This window comes from Vicinamibacterales bacterium, assembly GCA_041659285.1.
Taxonomy (GTDB): domain Bacteria; phylum Acidobacteriota; class Vicinamibacteria; order Vicinamibacterales; family UBA2999; genus 12-FULL-67-14b.
In genome coordinates this window covers 465500-482865 of sequence record JBAZYO010000001.1, presented here as the reverse complement: position 1 = coordinate 482865, position 17366 = coordinate 465500, and the positions used below count along the sequence as shown (strand labels likewise).

The following is a 17366-nucleotide window of genomic DNA, read 5'->3' as shown; positions in this document are numbered from 1 at the left end:
GCGGCGGTGGTCAACGCTTCGTCACCTCCCGCAAGAACGTGAATTCCGCCGAGGGCGTCAGCTTGACGCCCTCGATTCCTGTACGGGACACGGCGACGTTGGTCTTGTTCCACAGGCTGATGTACGGCGCGTCTTCCGCGACCAGTCGTTGCGCCTCGCCGAACAGCCGCCGCCGATCTGCATCGGTGGCGGCGGCGCCCGCCTCGTCGATCAGCCGATCGACCTCCGGATTCTCGTAGTAGCCGCGGTTGAACCCCGACGGCGGCATCTGCTTCGAGTGGAACACGCGGCGCAGCATGTCGGGGTCCGACACGCCGACCCATTGCAGCGTGAACAGCTGGAAGTTCCCCTTCAGCACGTCGGCGTAGAGCGTGGCGAACTCGTATGACCTGACGTCGAGCTCGATGCCCGCCTGCTTCAGGTCCTGTTGGATCACCGCCGCCTGCAGGCGGATGAACTCGTTGGTTGACACCTTCAGCGTCAGCCGCAGGCGCGGGGCCGGCCCGGCGCCGTCCGGGTCCGGATAACCGGCCTCGTCGAGGAGCGCCGTCGCCCTGGCGACGTCGTGCGTGAACTGGAACACGTTGGGCTCGAACGCCCACGACACCGGCGGCAGGATGCCGACGGCCGGGCTCGCCAGCCCGCGCCGCAAGTGATCGACGATGGCCTGCCGGTCGATGGCATAGCCGATGGCGTGGCGCACGCGGCGATCGCGCAGCACCGGATCGCGCATGTTAAAGCCGACGTAGGCGTAGTCGGTTCCCGGCGACTCGGCAATGGACATGCCCTTGTCTTCCGCCAGCTGGTGGACGACGTCCGGGGACAGGTCGTTGACGACGAGGTCCACCGTGCCCTTGCGCAGTTCGAGCGCCCGCATGATCTCGTCGGGCACCACCTTCAGCACGACACCGTCGTTGGCGGGCGCGCCGCGGAAGTAACCGGGGAACGCCGCCAGCTCCAGGCGATCGTCCACCGCGAACCGCACGAACCGGTACGGCCCGGTGCCGACCGGATGGTCGCGCAACTCCGGCCCGGCGCCCTTCGGCACCACCGGCATCACCAGCTGAATCGGGAACGAGCCGAACGGTTCCTTGAGCGAGAAGCGCACCGCATACCGATCGAGTGCCGTCACCTTGTCGAGCACGCGATAGGCGCCCTTGCGCGGCGAGAGGAACGCCGGATCGATAAAGCAGCTGAAGGTGTAGACCACGTCGGCGGCGGTCAGTTCGTGGCCGTCGTGAAACATCACGCCTTCCCGGAGGAAGACGTCGTAGGTCAGCGGGTCGCGCTGTTCGAAGCGGGACGCCAGTCCGCCGGTGACGCGCAACTGCCCGTCGAGCGAGAGCAGGTTGTCGAAGAGCAGCTGGTGCGCGCGCTGCGAGGTTTCATCGGAGCCGACGCGCGGGTCGAGGCTGTTGGGGGAGCTGAGAACGGCGAGGGTGACGACCCCGGTCCTGGCGGGAACGCTGTGGCAGGCGCTGAGCCCGAACAGCACGACGAGTGCCGCGATCGACCTAGTCGTCAAGGGACCGCTTGAGCTCCTGGAGAATCTGCAGCGCATCGATCGGGGTCGTCCGGTTAATGTCCACCTCGCGGATGCGCTCGCGCAGCTTCTCGTCGGCGGGGGAGATGGCCTGGAACAACCCGAGCTGCTGCTGTGGTACCGCCGGCGTGCCGCTCAGCGACGGCTTGCCGCCGCGGGCCAGCTCGTCGTGCTCGAGCGAGCCGAGAATGTCGCGGGCCCGCGCAATCACCGTGGCCGGCAGGCCGGCGAGCCGCGCCACCTGGATGCCGTAGCTGCGATCCGACCGTCCCGGCAGAATCTTGTGCAGGAAGATGATGTCGTCCTTCCACTCGCGCGCGGTGACGTGCGCGTTGACCACGCCGCCGAGCGCGTCGGCGAGGTCGGTCAGCTCGTGGTAGTGCGTGGCGAACAGCGTCTTCGGGCGCGCGCGCTGGTTGGTGGCGAGGTATTCCGCCACCGCCCAGGCAATGCTCAATCCGTCGAAGGTGGCGGTCCCGCGGCCAATCTCGTCGAGCACGACCAGGCTCTTCGAGGTGGCGCCGCTGAGGATGTGCGCGGTCTCCTGCATCTCCACCATGAACGTGGACTGGCCGCGGGCGATGTTATCGGAGGCGCCGACGCGCGCGTAGAGGCGATCGATCAGCGACAGCTTGGCCTCGCGCGCCGGCACGAACGAGCCGGTCTGCGCCATCAGGCAGAGCAGGGCGACCTGCCGCAAATAGGTGGACTTGCCGCCCATGTTGGGGCCGGTGAGGATGACCAGTTGGTGCGTGGTCGCGTTCAGCTCGATGTCGTTGGGCACGAACGCGCCGGCGGCGAGGCGTTCCACCACCGGATGTCTCACGTCCACCGCCACCAGCTCGTCGCCGTCGTGGACGTGTGGCTTGGTGTAATTGCAGACGGTGGCCGTTTCGGCCAGGCCGGCCAGCACGTCGAGCCCGGCGACGGCGCGGGCGGTGTCGAGCACGCGCGGCGCCTCGGCCGACACCTGAGTGCGCAGCGTCTCGAAGATCTCGAGCTCGCGCGTCACGATGCGCTCGTCGGCGCCCAGCACCTTCTCCTCGTATTCCTTGAGCGCCGGCGTGATGTAGCGCTCGCCGCCGGCGATGGTCTGCTTGCGGATGTAGTCGCTCGGCACGTTGTGCAGGTTCGATTTCGAGATCTCGATGTAGTACCCGAAGACGCGGTTGAAGCGGACCTTCAACGAAGTGATGCCGGTGCGCGTGCGCTCGCCCGCTTCCATCTCGGCGATCACCTGCTTGCCGGACCGGCTGATGGTGCGCAGGTCGTCGACATCCTGGTCGAAGCCGTCGCGCACGAAGCCGCCGTCGCGGGCGAGCGCGGGCGGCTCGTCCATGATCGCGGCTTCCACCCATTGCCGCACGTCGGACAGGTCGTCGAGCTCGCCGACCAGGCTGCGGATCAGCGGCGCCTGGCACTCCGTGATCATGAGTGCGAGGCGCGGCACGGCGGCCAGCGAGCGGCCGAGGGCGACCAGGTCGCGCGGGCTGGCGGTGGAGAGGGCGATCCGCGAGATCAGCCGCTCGAGGTCCTGGATCGACTTCAGCGTGTCGCGCAGCTTGCCGCGCTCGGTGGTCTTGGCGGCCAGTTCCTCCACGGCGTCCAGCCGATCGCGAATCGGCTCGAGCGCGGTCAGCGGGCGGAGCAGCCAGGCCCGCATCAGCCGGCCACCCATCGGCGTGACGGTGCGATCGATCTCGTCGAGCAGCGTGCCGGCACGGCCGCCCTCCATCGATTCCACCACCTCGAGGTGCTTGAGCGTGGTGGGGTCGATCAGCAGGCCGTCCGCCGCCTGCCGGAGGCGGATGGTGCGCACGTGGGCGAGGTCGGCCTTCTGCGTGTCGCGCAGGTACCGCACCAAGGCGCCGGCGGCACAAACGGCCGTCGGCCGCCGCTCGAGGCCAAAGCCTTCGAGGCCGCTGACCCGCAGTTGATCGAGCAGCGTCTGGCGGGCGGATTCCAGCTCGAAATGCCAGCCGTCGATCTCGGTGACCGGCACCGCCTGCTGCGCGACCTCCGGCAAGAGGGCGCGCACGTCGTGGCCCGATGCCACCACGATCTCGCGCGGGCGCAACACGGCGACTTCGGCGCGCAGCGAGGCCAGGCCTTCGACGCCCGAGTACTCGGCGACGTCGAACTCGCCGGTGGAGAGGTCCACGAGCGCCACGCCGTACTCGGCGGGCCGCCCGCCGGCGCCGGCTTTGTCCGACGAGGCCTTGGTGAAGTCGGCGGTCGCGACCACGGCCATCAGGAACGCCGGCTCGCGCGCGTCGAGATAGGCCGCATCGGTCAGGGTCCCGGGCGACACCACCCGCACCACGTCGCGCTTGACGAGGCCCTTGGCCTTCTTGGGGTCCTCGATCTGCTCGCAGATGGCGACGCTGTAGCCCTTCTTCACCAGGCGGGCGATATACCCATCCGCCGCGTGGTAGGGCAGGCCGCACATGGGCACGGGCGTGCCGGTCGAGTCTTTCGAGCGCGAGGTCAGCGTCAGGTCGAGCGCCCGCGACGCCACCAGCGCGTCTTCGTAGAACATCTCGTAGAAGTCGCCCATCCGGAAAAAGACCAGGGCGTGGCGGTACTGGCGCTTGGCCTCGAAATACTGGCGCATGGCCGGCGTCAGCTGCGCGCCCGACGGGCTCACCGAAGAGCCAGGGGATGGGGTTTGGGACACGGTGCGATTCGAAAAGGCGTGTGGTCGAGTATACGATGGCTGGGTTCCCGACCATGGTCATTCTCGCCCTCGACACCACGACTCGCGGCGGCAGTGTCGCCGTGCTGCGCGACGATCAGCTCCTGGCCCTCGTGCCGGGGGATGCCGCGCGCTCGCACAGCGAGCGGCTGCCGGGCGAGATGGAGGCGGCGCTCGCGCTGGCCGGCCTGCAGCGACGCGACCTCGGCCTGCTGGCGGTGGCCACCGGACCCGGGGCGTTCACCGGGCTGCGCATCGGCCTGGCGACGATGCAAGGCCTGGCCATGACCCTTGGCCGGCCGGTGATTGGCGTCTCGGCCCTGGATGCGCTCGCCGCCGAGGCCGCCACCGACGGCATCAGCCTGGTGGCGCCCTGGATGGATGCCCAGCGCGGCGATGTGTTCGCGACGCTGCTCGACGTGTCGGCCGGGCGGACCCTGGCGCCGCCCCTCGCCGCCCACCCCACCAGCGTTCTCGAGGCGTGGCGCGCGCACATCGCGGGCAGGCCGGTGGTCTTCATCGGCGATGCCGTGGCGCGCGACGCCGGCGTGATCACCGCAGCCGGAGGCGGGCACTGGACCCTGCGGACGCCGCCGGCGCTGGCGCCCGCCATCGGGCGCCTGGCCCTGGCGCGCGCGGCCCGGGGCGAGGGCGGCCTGCCGCATCAGCTGGCGCCCATCTACGTTCGCCGGCCTGACGTCGAGATTGAACGCGAACGGCGGGAACACCCGTGATCGTGGAGCGGCTGTCGAGCCCCGCCGACCTCGACGGCGTGCTGGCGATCGAGGACGCCTCGTTCAACAACCCGACGACCCGCGAGTGGTACGAGGCCGAGTTGAAGCGCCCCGAGGTCTGCTACATCTTCGTGCTCCGCACGCCGGACTGCCCGGTCGCGGCCTTCTGCGCCTTCTGGCGGGTGGCCGAGCAAATCCACATCAACAACCTGGCCGTCCTCCCGGAATTGCGCGGACAAGGGTTGGGCAGCCGCCTGCTGGCGGATGTGATGGCCGAATCTGCCCGAATGGGCGCCGAAAGCGCCACCCTCGAGGTGCGGCGGTCGAATGCGGCCGCGCTGCGCCTGTACGCCAGGGCCGGGTTTACCGAGGCCGGAGTGCGGCGCAACTACTACACCCAGCCGGTGGAAGACGCCCTGGTGCTGGTGCGGAACCCGTCGCGATAAATCTTGCCGCTTTAATTCGCAAAACCGTGGTGGTAGAGTCCGGATATAGGGGCGGCAAGCGTTCCCGCACCGACCCCGGAAGGGAGGCGGAGAGATGGCTGAGGACTTAAAGTACCGGCTCCTCGAGACCAACGAGGAGTTCCGCGAATTGGCCACCACGCACCACACACTCGAGAATCGCCTGCACGAACTCGAGGCCAAGCATTACCTGTCAGACGAAGAGCAAGTCGAAGAAGTCAGCCTCAAGAAGCGCAAACTCCACATCAAAGACCGGATGGAAACGATGTTGCGGGAGCACCGCAGCAGCAGCACGAGCGCGTCCCCCCTGCCAGCCTAGGGGCCCCGCCGGGCGTCGTTTCCCGAGAGCACCTGACCGAGGTGCTCGATATTTTCCGGGAAACCACGCCCGGCGTCTTATTATCAAAGGGATGTTTATCGATCGGGCCGGCCTGCCCTTTATTGGCGCGGCCGTGGTGCTGGCGCTTGGCGCCGGACTTTGGTTTGGGCGCGCGTGGTCAATTCCGTTCCTCGTCCTCGCCGCGTTCTTCGTCTTCTTCTTTCGCGATCCCGACCGCGCGACGCCGGTTGGCGCCAACCTCGTGGTGTCGCCCGCCGACGCCCGCATCATGGTCGCCGGCGACCCGGCCGGTCCGGGCGCACCGCCCGGGGAGTGGCAGACCATCAGCATGTTCCTGTCGCCCCTCGACGTGCATGTGAACCGCACGCCGGTTGACGGCACCGTGACCCGCGTGGAGTATCATCCGGGCCAGTTCCTGCCCGCCTACCGCAAGGAGGCGGGGCAGCTCAACGAGTGGACCGAAGTCTGGTTCGACCGCCCGGGCGGCCCGATTGTCGCCCGCCAGATCGTCGGCGTGCTGGCGCGCCGGATTGTGTGCCGGCTGCAGGTCGGCGACCGCGTCGAACGGGGACAGCGGTTTGGGGTCATGAAGTTCGGATCGCGCATGGATTTGTTTCTGCCGCTTTCCGCGAAGGTTCGCGTGAAGGTTGGCGACAAGGTCGTCGCCGGTGAGACAACGCTCGCAACGCTGGAGTCGTAAAGTGGAATCGCGGCACGGTTCGCCCCTACGTCTGCACGCCTTCAACCGCAGCCACGACCGCCGTGGCATCCGGCGCGGTGTGTCGTTGCTGCCGAGCCTGTTCACGCTGGCCAACCTGTTTTGCGGCTGGGCCTGCGTCGTCCATGCCATGCGCGGCGAGTTCATCACCGCGGCGCCGTTCATCGGCGTGGCGGTCGTGCTCGACATGCTCGACGGCCGCATTGCCCGCATGACTGGCACCACCAGCGAGTTCGGCGTGCAGCTCGATTCGCTGGCCGACCTCATCTCGTTCGGCATGGCGCCGGCGGTGCTCGCGTTTCAGTGGGGGCTGCAGCCGCTCGGCCGCATGGGGTGGGCGGTCGGCTTCGTCTACCTGACCGCGGCGGCGCTGCGGCTGGCGCGGTTCAACATCCAGACCAACACCGACAAGCGCTACTTCATCGGCCTGCCCAGCCCGGCCGCGGCCGGGCTGGTAGCGGCCACCGTCTTCTATTTTCCGGAGGCCCTGGCCGCGAAGCCCCAAGCCTGGCTCGGCCTGGTGATGCTGCTGGTGCCGGCGATCCTGATGGTGAGTTCCATCCGCTTCCAGAGCTTCAAGACCTTCGACCTCGGCATGCGCGGCGGTTACCGTTTGCTGCTGCTGGTGGCCGCGGGCATCGCGCTGCTGGTCACCTATCCGCACGAAGTGCTGATCGTGCTGGCGTATTCCTATTTCATTTCGGGATTCGTCGGGACGCTGATGGGGAAGAGGCGGAGCGAGCCGGCCACCGAACAGGGCTCGCCGGATGCGGCCCGCCACGAAGACGCCAGCTAGGCCAGCGGCAGCGTCATGGTCACGGTGGTCCCGCGGCCTCGCTCCGACGCCACCTGAATCGACCCGCCGGTCGCCTCGGTGTTCCGCTTCGCGATCGTCATCCCCAGCCCGGTCCCAATCGCCTTCGTCGAAAAATACGGCTCGAAGATCTTGGCCATCGCCTCGGCATCCATGCCGATGCCGGTGTCGGTCACGCGCAGTTGCACCATGCCTCCCGGCGCCAGCGCGGCATCGATGGTCAGCGTGCCGCCGCCCGGCATCGCGTGCAGCGCATTCTCGAGCACGTTGGTCAGCGCCCGGCCCACCAGCATCCGGTCGACGCGGAGCAGGGGCAGGCCGGTTGGCACGTGCGTGTCGATGACGACGCGGCCGGCGAGTCCCGACCGATAGGGGTCGATGATCTCAGCCACCAGCTCGAACAGGCTGGTGTCGACCGGCCGCGGTTCGGGCGACGAGGCGAAGCTCGAGAACTCCGATGAGATCTGCCGCAACAGGCGCACCTGGCCGAGGATGTTGCTCACGCATTCGTCGATCACGCCGCCGAGGGGACGGCCTTGATCGATGTGCACCCGGCGCAGGTGCTCGGCATTCAGCTGGATCGGCGTCAGCGGGTTCTTGATGTCGTGCGCCACCTGGCGCGCCATGTCGGCCCACGCCGCGAGGCGATTGGTACGCTCGAGTTCCTGCCGCTGCCGCTGCAGGTCCGCGGCCATCTGGTTGAAGGCTTCGACCAGGCGCCGCAGCTCGTCAGACGAGGTGGCCAGCACCCGCGCGTCGAGGTCGCCGCGCGCGATGCGGCGGGTCGCGCGCATCAGCCGGTTCACCGGATCGGCGATCCGTTCGGCCATGTAGTAGCCGATGCCGGCGCCGACCATGATGAACAGCAGCGCCGCCAGCAACACGCGGCGATCGAGCTCTTCGATCTGCGCCTGCGTTTCCTGCTGGCGCGAGGTCAGCGGCACGGTGAGCACCGCCTGGCGCCCGCCCTGGAGGCGCACCGGCGTGGCGGCGGTCAGGTACTCGAGGTCGCCGGCCACCTCGCGCCCGACGTACGACGGCTGGCCATCCAGCAGGATGGCCCGGAACACTTCGCCGGGCGTGCGGGTGGGCAGCAGGCCCGACGAAAACAGGTTGCGCTCGCTCGACGCCAGCAGGTTGGGGCCCTCGAAGATGTTCACGTCCTGCGCGATCACGCGGCTCAGCCACACGATGATGTTGTCGTCCACCGCCGCCTGGCCGATTTGCAGCGTGCCCATGTCTTCGACGACGCGGCTGGCGACGGTGGCGAGGCGCGTCGCTTCGCTCTCGATGTCGGCCAATATCAGGGACGCGATGTAGGCACGCGACACCAGGGCGAGCGCCAGCACCGGGACCACCGCCGACAGCACGAAGGCGAGGAACAGCTTGCGGTAGAAGCTCGCCCGCACCTCGGCCAGCAGCGCGCGGCCGGTCGCCGGCGCGCGCGCCAGGATGAAGTTCGCCGCCACTCCGCCGCCGGCCATCAGCACAAACGCCGCGAACACCAGCGTGATCAGCTCGGCGATGGTCACCAGGTGGCCGAAGGCCGTCGGCTCGGCCGTCCCCAGCACGTAGATGCCCGCGCGGTCGCTCATCACGTAAACGTCGAGCGAACCGGACTCGCGAGGAATCGTCGTCCAGAAGGGGGTGCGCGATTCGTAGGCGCGCCGGAACACCTCTTCGGTCAACGGCGGCGCCGTCTCAACCGAGCTGTAGAGGACGCGGCGGCTCCAGCCGTAGACGTAGAGATCGACCTCGGCGCGCGGCCGCGGCTCCGGCCGCGGTTGTCCCGAGCGCATCAGGGCGGTGTAGGGATCCTGCGCCGAGATGAAGGAGAGGTTGGCGTAGTCGAGCATCGAGTGCACGACCACCGAACCGGCCACCTGGCGACGGCCATCTGGCCCGGTGACGCAGATCGCGCGGCCGGCATGCAGCAGCCGGCGCTCGACCGAGAAGAACGGCGACACCTCCTCGGGCATTTCCCATTCGCACGACTTCTCCTGCCAGACCTGGCCCTGGACGAGATCGGGGAGGCTCATGGCGAACCGGCTCACCATGGCGCCGGCGGTGTTGTGCAGTTCCACGCTCGAGGTCAGGCGCTGCGTGGCCAGGCTGGTTTGCGACCAGACCAGGAACGCCGCGTCCGTCGGTGGCGGACCGGCCGGCGGCGGCTCGCTGGCGCTCACCAGGTCATCCAGTGCTTCGATCCGATCGATCTCGGCCAGCGCCTGCACCAGCTTCAGGCGGACGTCCGGACGCTGGTTCAGCACCTCCGGCGCGTATCGCTCTTCCACCAACTGCCGGCGGGCCCGCGCCGCCGCATCGACCAGCGACGGATACAGCACCACCGACGGCAGCACGAGGGCCAGCAGCGACACCAGCAGCCGCGTGGCCTGCGATCCGCGCGGCAACCACGGCCCGTAGTGATGCAGCGTCCAGGCCGCGGCGGCCGCAAACGCGACGACCGTCAACGTGGGCGCGAGCGGCGCGTAGACGTCGACGCCCGGCCACAGGAGCAACGCCGCCGGCAGCAACCACGCCAGCGCGCCGCGCACGCGCCAGCGACGGGGTGCGGTCGCAAAGACCCACGGTGACGCCGCCGCGCGCAGGACCACCACCGCCAGGCCCACCACGGCCGCGTTCAACGCGAGCAGGCCCACCACCACCAACAGGCGCACCCAGTCGCGCGGCTCGATCGCGAAGCGCAGGATGTCCACCGCCACCTGCGACACGTCCGTCCGCAGGAACGACCCGTACGCGATCAGCAGCGCCACGACCACCGCGCCGGCGGCGGCCTGCACCGTCAGGAAGAACCACCCGAGCGACGGCTTGTCCACCACGATCACGCCCACACCCGGACGATGGGCCAGGCGCCAGAGGGTGAAGGTGGAGGCGGCCAGCGCGGTGAGCGCCAGCGCGGTCGCGCCGGTGAGCAGGAAGTCCAGCGGTGACGCCATCAGCAGGGCCGACACCGGCGCCCACGGCGCCGACGGCACCAGCGCCGGTTCGGCGAGACCCACTCGGCGCGTCGCGATCCAGAGGACGGCGCGGGCGCCGACGAGCAGGAGCGCAATCACCAGCGTGAGACCGGCGGCGGCCGGCGCCGATCGCGTGGCGCGCCGCCAATCGAGCAGCGGCCCGGCGAAGAGCAGCAACAGGATGGCGGCCAGCGCGATCTCGGCCGCGAAGCGGCGATCGCGAATCAGCTGGCGAGAGCCTTCGAGGTCGGCGTCAGACAGCAGCACGGACGCCAACGGCGTGCCGGCCGGCGTACGGATGATGAACGAGTCGGGGCCGGCGTCGGACGCGCCCTCGAACTGCGGGCGCAACGAGACGGGCACGATGCTGGTCTCGATGGCGAAGCCGGCACCGGCCATCGGCGCGCGGCCGTGGCGCGACAGCGGCGCCTCGGCGACCACGGCGCCAATGTGGCGGGCCGGGTCGGCGGCGTCCACCACCGGCTGGACGCGAACCAGTTGCAGGCCCTGCGTGCTCTGCGCCAGGAACAGGGACGCCGGCCCGGTCAGCCGGGCGTCGGGCACGTCTTCGGATCGGCCCACCCACGCCACGGGCTGATTCTGCGCGCCGTAGATGGTGACCGAGACCGGCTCGGCCGAGGTGCGCGCGCCGGCGGCGGCCTGGTCGAACAGGCTGCGCGTGGCGGCGGCATCACCTTGCTCGGCCAGCCGGACGATGTTGGCGTCGAGCGACACCGCCCGGACGGCCAGGTCGAGGCGGTTGCCCAGCGCGGCGAACTGGCCGGACACCTCGGCCTGCAGCCGCGCCCGGGACGCGGCCAGGTCGGCCCCCAATTGCGTACGCTCGACCACGAACGCGGCGATCCCGATTGCCAGCGCGGCCACGGCTCCGCCCAAGGCCAGCTTCTGGGCGCTCCGGGCGACGAAGGGTGGGAAGGCCATCCGCATCGCCATTGTAGAATGTGGATCTGTCTAGCGTCCCACGTTCGTTGAAGTTCGCGCTCAAGCGCGGTGCGCTGGTCACCGCGGCCAACTGGCAAGTCGTCCTCGTCCAGTTTGTCGCCGATACCCTGTTCAAGACCTTGCTGGCCGTACCGATCGTCGGCGGCCTCATGCTGGTCGCGCTCGTGGTGGGCGGCGATCCCCTCGAGATGCTCAGGCTCGAGCCGGGGCAGATCCTCTCGACCATGGTGGGCGTGCTGCTGGCGCAACCGGTCGCGCTCGCGGCGTTCCTGGTCGCGCTCGGGCTCGTGCTCTCCGGTGGGTCGGTGTTGATGTTTGCGGTGAAGGCGGGGAGCGTGACCGTGCTCCTGGCCGGCGACCGCGCGGCCGGCCCGATCGAGCTGCCGCCGCTGCGGCTGTCGTCGCTGGCGCCGGCCAACCAGTCCACCGTCGAGCGCTTCACCGGCGGCGTGCGGTCGCTGTTTTCCCGCTACCTGCGGCTCGGCATCGGGCTCACCGTGGTCTACGCGCTCCTCTTCGGCGGCTACATGGCGCTGGTGTTCGGGCCGCCGGTGACGCGCGCGCTCGACGGCCCGGTGACCGTCGCGCTGGCCTCGCTGGCGTTGATCCTCGCCGTGACGCTCGTCAACTTCGTCTACCTGCTGTTGCAGCTGGTCGTCGCCGCGGAAGACTGCGCCGTGCACGAGGCCGTGCCGCATGTGGCGCGCCTGATGCGGCGGCGGACGAAAGAGATCGGGCAGGTGCTCGCCGCCATCCTCGCCCTCATGCTGATGGCGACGGGCGTCTCGATCCTGGCGACGGCCGCGCTCGGCCTGATTGCGTTCGTGCCCTTTGTGGGCCTTGCCGCCCTGCCGCTGCAGGTGTTCGCGTGGCTGGTCCGCGGCGTGGTGTTCCAGTTCGTTGGTCTCACCGGCGTGGCGACCTACGCCCGGCTGCATTGCACGCTGCAGCCCTCCGGCGTCGAAGTGCAGCCACCCGGCCATTTGCAGCAGGTGACACGCGCATGATCCAGTTGTCGAAAGCCGCCCAGGACTTCCAGGAATCGGCCATCCGCCGCTCGGGCATTCTCGGCGCGGCGGTGCCCGGCTTGATCTCGCTTGCCGCTGGATACCCCTCGCCGGACGTGTTCCCGTGGGACGACCTCCAGTCGATCACCGCCGAGCTGCTGGCCCGGCGCGACGGCAACGTGCTCCAGTACGGCGCCACCCGCGGCTATCGCCCGCTGATCGAACAGCTGATCGCCAAGACCTTGAAGGACCGCGGCATCACCGGCGCCTTCGAAGACATGGTCATCACCACCGGTTCCCAGCAAGGCCTCGACCTCGTCGGGCGCGTGTTGATCGATCCGGGCGACGTCATCCTGGTCGAGCTCCCGACCTACAGCGGCGCCCTCGCCGCGTTTCATAACCTGCGGGCCGGCTTCGCCGGCGTGCCGCAGGACGCCGAGGGCATCGACCTGGCGGCGCTCGATGCCGCCATCGCCGGCATCCGGGCGAAGGGGCAGACCCCGAAGTTCATCTACGTGACGCCGAACTTCCAGAACCCGGCGGGCCTGCTCATGAGCCGGGCGCGGCGGCTCGCGCTGCTCGACGCCGCGCGGCGCCATGACCTGGTGATTCTCGAGGACGATCCGTACGGCGCGATCTACTTCGAAGACGCCGCGACCGCCGCCGACACGCGGCCGATCAAGGCCGACGATGCTGACGGGCGCGTGGTCTACCTCGGGAGTTTCTCCAAGGTGCTGGTGCCCGGCCTGCGCGTGGCGTGGATGGTGGCGCCGCGGGCGATTGCGCAGAAGGTCGAACTGGCCAAGCAGGCCGCCGACATCTGCAGCAGCGTGTTCGACCAGCGCATCGTGCACGCCGCGATGGATCGGGGCGTGGTCGATCGCATCGCGCCCGGCTTGCGCGCGCACTACCAGGCCAAGCGGGCGGTGATGGAGCAGGCGTTGCAGTCGGCGCTGGCGGGCCGGGTCAAGTGGACCTCACCACGCGGCGGGTTCTTCCTGTGGATTGAACTGCCCGAGGGCGTCGATGATCGGGAACTGTTCGAGCGGGCGCTGAAGGAGAAGGTGAGCTTCGTGATCGGCAGCGCGTTCTTCGTGGACGGCCGCGGACACCAGTATGCGCGCTTGTCATTCTCGGGCATCAGCCACGAACAGATCGCCGAGGGCATCACTCGGCTTGCCGCGGCCATCAGCAGCCACGGATAAGAAGACAGCCGCAGATTTGGCGCAGATTTGATCCAATCGGACTCAATCGAATCGGGCCGACCGTCGCTCGATTACAAACGCTTTGTGTTGGATTGATGGTGGGCAGTGCTCGGGATGGCCCGGCCCCGGATCTGGCAGCGAAGGCCCTCGCGGGCAGCGGTCCATCGGAGTGCTATCATCCGCAACGCTGGCACCTTGCGCTGTCACCAGAGAGTTGATGCCTGGTGTCCTTTGCTGCGTAGATTCGGCTATGGAAGGTCGGAATGGGCCGACGGCCTCGCAGCATAGATACAGTTAGGCCGACATCGTGAATTATTTGGATTATGACGATATTCTCGTCTTGGCCATCCTTTGGTTGGGTCACGCGGTAATCACTTTGCCGGTAGTTGCACCCGTAGTCTGGTTCACGCGTCGCTTCGTGCGCTGGCATTGGTGGGAGCTGACGGTCTTTCTCGTGCCGTTCGCGGTGTGGCTAACTTTGATCATCTCAGGCGCGTTGCCGAAGACGTTGGCAAACCTGGGCGAAGCGGTTTACGTGAGCGCCGCAATCGTCGTAGCGGCCATCCTTCGAGCCGCGCTCGCACGAATCGCGGGCAGCAGGATGGTGCCGGCGCTTCTCATCGCCAGCGTCACTGCCTGTGCAGTTGGTGTGTACTATTTCACGCCGATGTGGCCAGAGGTCTGATTGCGCGGCCTAACCTGCGCATGAAGCCGTCGGCGTTCAGCTGTTGTGGCATCATGCGGACATTCGGTCGCCGCGGCTTATGCGCCGTCCGTTAGGCGGGCGACAACGAAGGCCTATTCTTCGATCATCGGACCACGCTCGCGGCGGGCGCCCCAGAGGGCGCGGACAATTACTTCATCGTCATTGAACGTGTAGTAGATGTGGCAGGCAATCTTACGCAAGTAGAGCCGCCTCAGTCCAAGGAGTCCGGTCCGAAGGTACGGGGTGCCAGCCCCAGGCAAGAGCGCAAGAATCTTCACCGCAGATTCGAGTTCGGTGGCGAATAGTTCCTGATGATCGCGATTTTCGAGCCACCAGGTGCGCTCGAGGTCCAGATGTTGGCCGGCGGTCGCCGTGAAGCGAACGCGGCGGTCCTTCACCGCGGCCGGAGCCTCTTCAAGACATCCGAGGCATCGAGCAACCGGCCTGCCCTTACATCGGCCTCTGACTGCGCAAGGGCTTCGTGTAAAGCAGCGCGGTCGGCATCGTCGAGCCAGTCGCCAGGGTCGAGGGGGAGTAACTGCACCTCGGTGCCCTCCGGCAGGCTCGTTGGCTCATCGACTATCAAACGCCCGTCGTGGACTCGGGCCTTAATCGTCATGGGGCCAGCCTAGCACTCGAAGCGCCGCCTAACAAGCCGCTGCAGCCGACGAGCGGCCGATGGTTTAGACTCCTTCGCGTGACCGGCGCCGCCGCTCGCGGTGGAGTTCCCAGGATTCAGTGGAGACGTTGCCGGCGCATCTTATGAGCCGCTTCGAACTGCTCGGGGCTGACCCCTCCGAGATGGCTATGACGCCTGGTGCGAGTGTAGAACGTATCGATGTAGTCGGCCACGTCCGCGATCGCGAGTTCGCGGTTCTTGTAGATCTGTTTTTTGATTCGCTCTTTCTTCAAGCTGCTAAAGAACGACTCGGCGACGGCATTGTCCCAGCAATTGCCCTTCCGGCTCATACTCGGTTCGAGATGATTTGAACGGCAGAATCGACGCCACGCATCGCTACCAAACTGGGTGCCCTGATCGGAGTGGATCAGCGTGCCGCGGGGCCGCCGTCGACGCACGGCCGACAACACGGCATCGAGCACCAGCTCGCGACGAATGGTCGGCTGAGCGGCGGCAGTGGCGGAGTTCGCGCAAACGCTCGCCTACGACCGCGCGGGGTACGGTTGGAGCGATGCCGGCCCGCGGCCCCGAAACAGCGGGCGGATGGTGGCCGAGCTCCACGAACTTCTTCGAAACGCACAGGTGCCAACGCCACGTGCTCGTGGGAGCCTCGCTTGGAGGGTGCAACGTCCGCCTGTACGCGTATCGCTACCCTGAGGAAGTGGCTGGCATCGTGCTGGTTGATCCCGCCCATGAGGACCAGTTCATCCGGTCCCCATCAGCAAAGCCCAACGCGATGCCTCTGCGCCTGTTCCAGCTTGCTTCGCGGTTGGGGATCATGCGTCTGGCCGGAATGCCGGTCGACGTCGCAGGAATGAACGTGTTGCCACCCGACGGTCAGCCGGCAGCAACCGCCATCGGCTACAGGACCAACGCCGTCGATGCGATCTTCGCCGAGACAGCAGCCGTTGAGGAGAGCTTCGCCCAGATGCGGCAGGCAAGGGTGGCTGCGAGGAAGACGCCGCTGCGCAATCTGCCACTCATCGTCCTGACGCGGCGAGAAGAGACGCCGCCTCAGGGTGAAGAGGCCGTGCTCTACTCGACGTGGGTCGAGCTCCACCGCGAGTTGGCGGGAGAGTCGACCATCGGCCGGCAGGTGATCGCTGAAAACAGCGGCCACTTCGTCGCGGTGGATCAGCCTGCAAAAGTCGTCGAAGCCATCCGGGAAGTCGTAGAGCGTGCCAGGAGGGCCTCGCCCTGAGGTGCAGGCGACCGTCGCGTTTGGTCCCGGGTAAAAGACGGTGGCTGGTCGAGGGGCCTGACTCAGCCTGCAACCGGCGGGACGCGATGTGATGAGGACGCGCGCCGCGGCCGGAGCGGAGGCGTTGGCCGTCGCGAAATGCGGGGGCGTGAAAGGGGTCGAAGAATCTGTGCCGAATCTGTGTCTAATCTGCGGCTGTATTCCTTTAATCAGTGGCTAAGGCACGGCCGGCACGCCCGGGAGCACGTCAATGAGACCCGGAACGGGCTCGAACCGCTGCGCAAACCCCTGCAGCTGACCATCGCGGCTGACCGTCACCAACCGCACGGCCGTGGCTCGCGCCCCAGGCCGGAAGAACGGCTGCGGCCCAATCTCGCCGGCGGCCTTCACGGTGACGGTGGGCTTGCCGGTCTCCAGATCGAGCCCCGCGATCTCTGACGACACCAGCGGCATCAGGACCATATTGGGCAGCGGCAGCGGCCCGCCGGCCGGCCGTGACGGGAGCGATGCCTTCCAGCGCAGGTTGCCGCTCTTGCGATCCACGGCCCGCAGCACGTTGTCGCGCGACGCGAAGTAGATGCGCTTCTGGTCCGCGGAGGGCAGCCCCGACACGTCGCCGCCCACGTGCCACGTCCAGCGCTCCCGGCCGTCCGCCAGGCGCACGCTCACCACGTCGTGCCCGGTGGTGCCGAGTACCAGCTGGTCGTCGAGCGCGAGCAGGCCGGTGATGCGGCTGGCCAGCGTGCGGCTCCAGGCGGTCTCGCCGGTGGCGAGCAGGACGGCGACCAGCCGGTTGTCGGCCAGCGGCAGGTAGAGGCGATCGAGCGCGGGAACCGGCGCGGCGGCCAAGGGCGACCCCAGCGGCTGGCGCCACACCAGGTTTCCGTCGGATGCCCGAAAGGCGGCGAGATCGCCGTTTGGCGTGGAGGCGAGCAGCCACCCGGTGTCCCAATAGAGAGGAACGGCGGCGCCGCCGGGCAGGGGAGTCCGCCACCGCGTCGCCCCGGTTTGCGCGTCGCGCGCCTCAATCGATGACTCGGTGTTGGTGAACACCAGCCCATCGCCGGTGGCGGGCGTGAACGGTGTGGCCACGTCCAGGCGCCAGCGCACCGTGCCGCGATCGAGATCGACCGCCACCAATTGCCCGCCTTTGAGCGGCACGTAGGCCGTCGTGGCGTCGAAACCAGCGGCGGCGGCCGGCGGCGAGTCGAAAGGAATTGCCCAGCGCGGGTCGAGCGGCGCGACGGTGGCGGCCACCGCCTGCAGAATCACGATCACCGCCGCGACCAGGAGGCCCATCAGCCCTATAATAGTGGCGT

General features: G+C 68.3%; 15 protein-coding genes and 1 pseudogene. 9 read left to right on the top strand and 7 right to left on the bottom strand.

Annotated features, from left to right (window positions below; translation table 11 throughout):
• Positions 1-10: 10 nt before the first annotated feature.
• On the bottom strand, positions 11-1525 hold the full coding sequence (locus WC815_02170; GenBank protein ID MFA5907561.1) for an ABC transporter substrate-binding protein: 1515 nt from the start codon (positions 1523-1525) through the stop codon (positions 11-13).
• Positions 1515-4220 carry a DNA mismatch repair protein MutS gene (mutS, locus tag WC815_02165; protein ID MFA5907560.1) on the bottom strand — a complete coding sequence of 902 codons (2706 nt, stop codon included), beginning with the start codon at positions 4218-4220 and terminating at the stop codon, positions 1515-1517. The genes WC815_02170 and mutS overlap by 11 nt, the downstream gene beginning before the upstream one ends.
• Positions 4221-4255: 35 nt before the next feature.
• On the opposite strand from mutS, the gene tsaB reads away from it, so the two are divergent.
• The 5 genes from tsaB to pssA all read left to right on the top strand — a co-directional run bounded on the left by tsaB (position 4256) and on the right by pssA (position 7290).
• A complete protein-coding gene (tsaB, locus tag WC815_02160; GenBank protein ID MFA5907559.1) occupies positions 4256-4972 on the top strand; it encodes a tRNA (adenosine(37)-N6)-threonylcarbamoyltransferase complex dimerization subunit type 1 TsaB in 717 nt (238 codons plus the stop codon).
• Positions 4969-5418 (top strand): ribosomal protein S18-alanine N-acetyltransferase, encoded by a 450-nt coding sequence (gene rimI, locus WC815_02155; protein ID MFA5907558.1) that lies wholly within the window; start codon positions 4969-4971, stop codon positions 5416-5418. The genes tsaB and rimI overlap by 4 nt, the downstream gene beginning before the upstream one ends.
• Positions 5419-5512: 94 nt before the next feature.
• Entirely contained in the window at positions 5513-5755 is a 243-nt protein-coding gene (locus tag WC815_02150) for a YdcH family protein (protein MFA5907557.1), read from the top strand.
• 91 nt (positions 5756-5846) lie between these two features.
• Positions 5847-6476: a phosphatidylserine decarboxylase gene (locus tag WC815_02145; protein ID MFA5907556.1), complete on the top strand. Its 630-nt coding sequence runs from the start codon at positions 5847-5849 to the stop codon at positions 6474-6476.
• 1 nt (position 6477) lies between these two features.
• Positions 6478-7290, top strand: a complete 813-nt coding sequence (gene pssA / locus WC815_02140; protein MFA5907555.1) for a CDP-diacylglycerol--serine O-phosphatidyltransferase — start codon at positions 6478-6480, stop codon at positions 7288-7290.
• Here pssA and WC815_02135 read toward each other — a convergent pair.
• Positions 7287-11228 carry a HAMP domain-containing sensor histidine kinase gene (locus tag WC815_02135; protein ID MFA5907554.1) on the bottom strand — a complete coding sequence of 1314 codons (3942 nt, stop codon included), beginning with the start codon at positions 11226-11228 and terminating at the stop codon, positions 7287-7289. The two genes, pssA and WC815_02135, sit on opposite strands and share 4 nt — an antisense overlap.
• 47 nt (positions 11229-11275) lie before the next feature.
• Here WC815_02135 and WC815_02130 point away from each other — a divergent pair, with 47 nt between their 5' ends.
• From WC815_02130 to WC815_02120, 3 genes are all read left to right on the top strand, one after another.
• Entirely contained in the window at positions 11276-12256 is a 981-nt protein-coding gene (locus WC815_02130) for a hypothetical protein (protein ID MFA5907553.1), read from the top strand.
• Positions 12253-13461: a PLP-dependent aminotransferase family protein gene (locus WC815_02125; GenBank protein ID MFA5907552.1), complete on the top strand. Its 1209-nt coding sequence runs from the start codon at positions 12253-12255 to the stop codon at positions 13459-13461. Before WC815_02130 ends, WC815_02125 begins: the two co-directional genes overlap by 4 nt.
• 307 nt (positions 13462-13768) lie before the next feature.
• Positions 13769-14146: a hypothetical protein gene (locus WC815_02120; GenBank protein MFA5907551.1), complete on the top strand. Its 378-nt coding sequence runs from the start codon at positions 13769-13771 to the stop codon at positions 14144-14146.
• A 113-nt stretch (positions 14147-14259) separates the two neighbouring features.
• Here the strand turns inward: WC815_02120 and WC815_02115 are convergent, their stop codons facing one another.
• The 3 genes and pseudogenes from WC815_02115 to WC815_02105 all read right to left on the bottom strand — a co-directional run bounded on the left by WC815_02115 (position 14260) and on the right by WC815_02105 (position 15298).
• Entirely contained in the window at positions 14260-14565 is a 306-nt protein-coding gene (locus tag WC815_02115; protein MFA5907550.1) for a hypothetical protein, read from the bottom strand.
• Complete coding sequence (locus tag WC815_02110) at positions 14562-14786, bottom strand: hypothetical protein (GenBank protein ID MFA5907549.1); 225 nt, start codon at positions 14784-14786, stop codon at positions 14562-14564. Before WC815_02110 ends, WC815_02115 begins: the two co-directional genes overlap by 4 nt.
• 116 nt (positions 14787-14902) lie before the next feature.
• A pseudogene (locus tag WC815_02105) lies at positions 14903-15298 on the bottom strand (DDE-type integrase/transposase/recombinase).
• Positions 15299-15357: 59 nt separating this feature from the next.
• On the opposite strand from WC815_02105, the gene WC815_02100 reads away from it, so the two are divergent.
• A complete protein-coding gene (locus tag WC815_02100; GenBank protein MFA5907548.1) occupies positions 15358-16047 on the top strand; it encodes an alpha/beta hydrolase in 690 nt (229 codons plus the stop codon).
• 216 nt (positions 16048-16263) lie between these two features.
• Here WC815_02100 and WC815_02095 read toward each other — a convergent pair whose 3' ends face one another.
• Positions 16264-17346, bottom strand: coding sequence for a PQQ-binding-like beta-propeller repeat protein (locus WC815_02095; protein ID MFA5907547.1), 1083 nt, complete (start codon positions 17344-17346; stop codon positions 16264-16266).
• Positions 17347-17366: the final 20 nt, after the last annotated feature.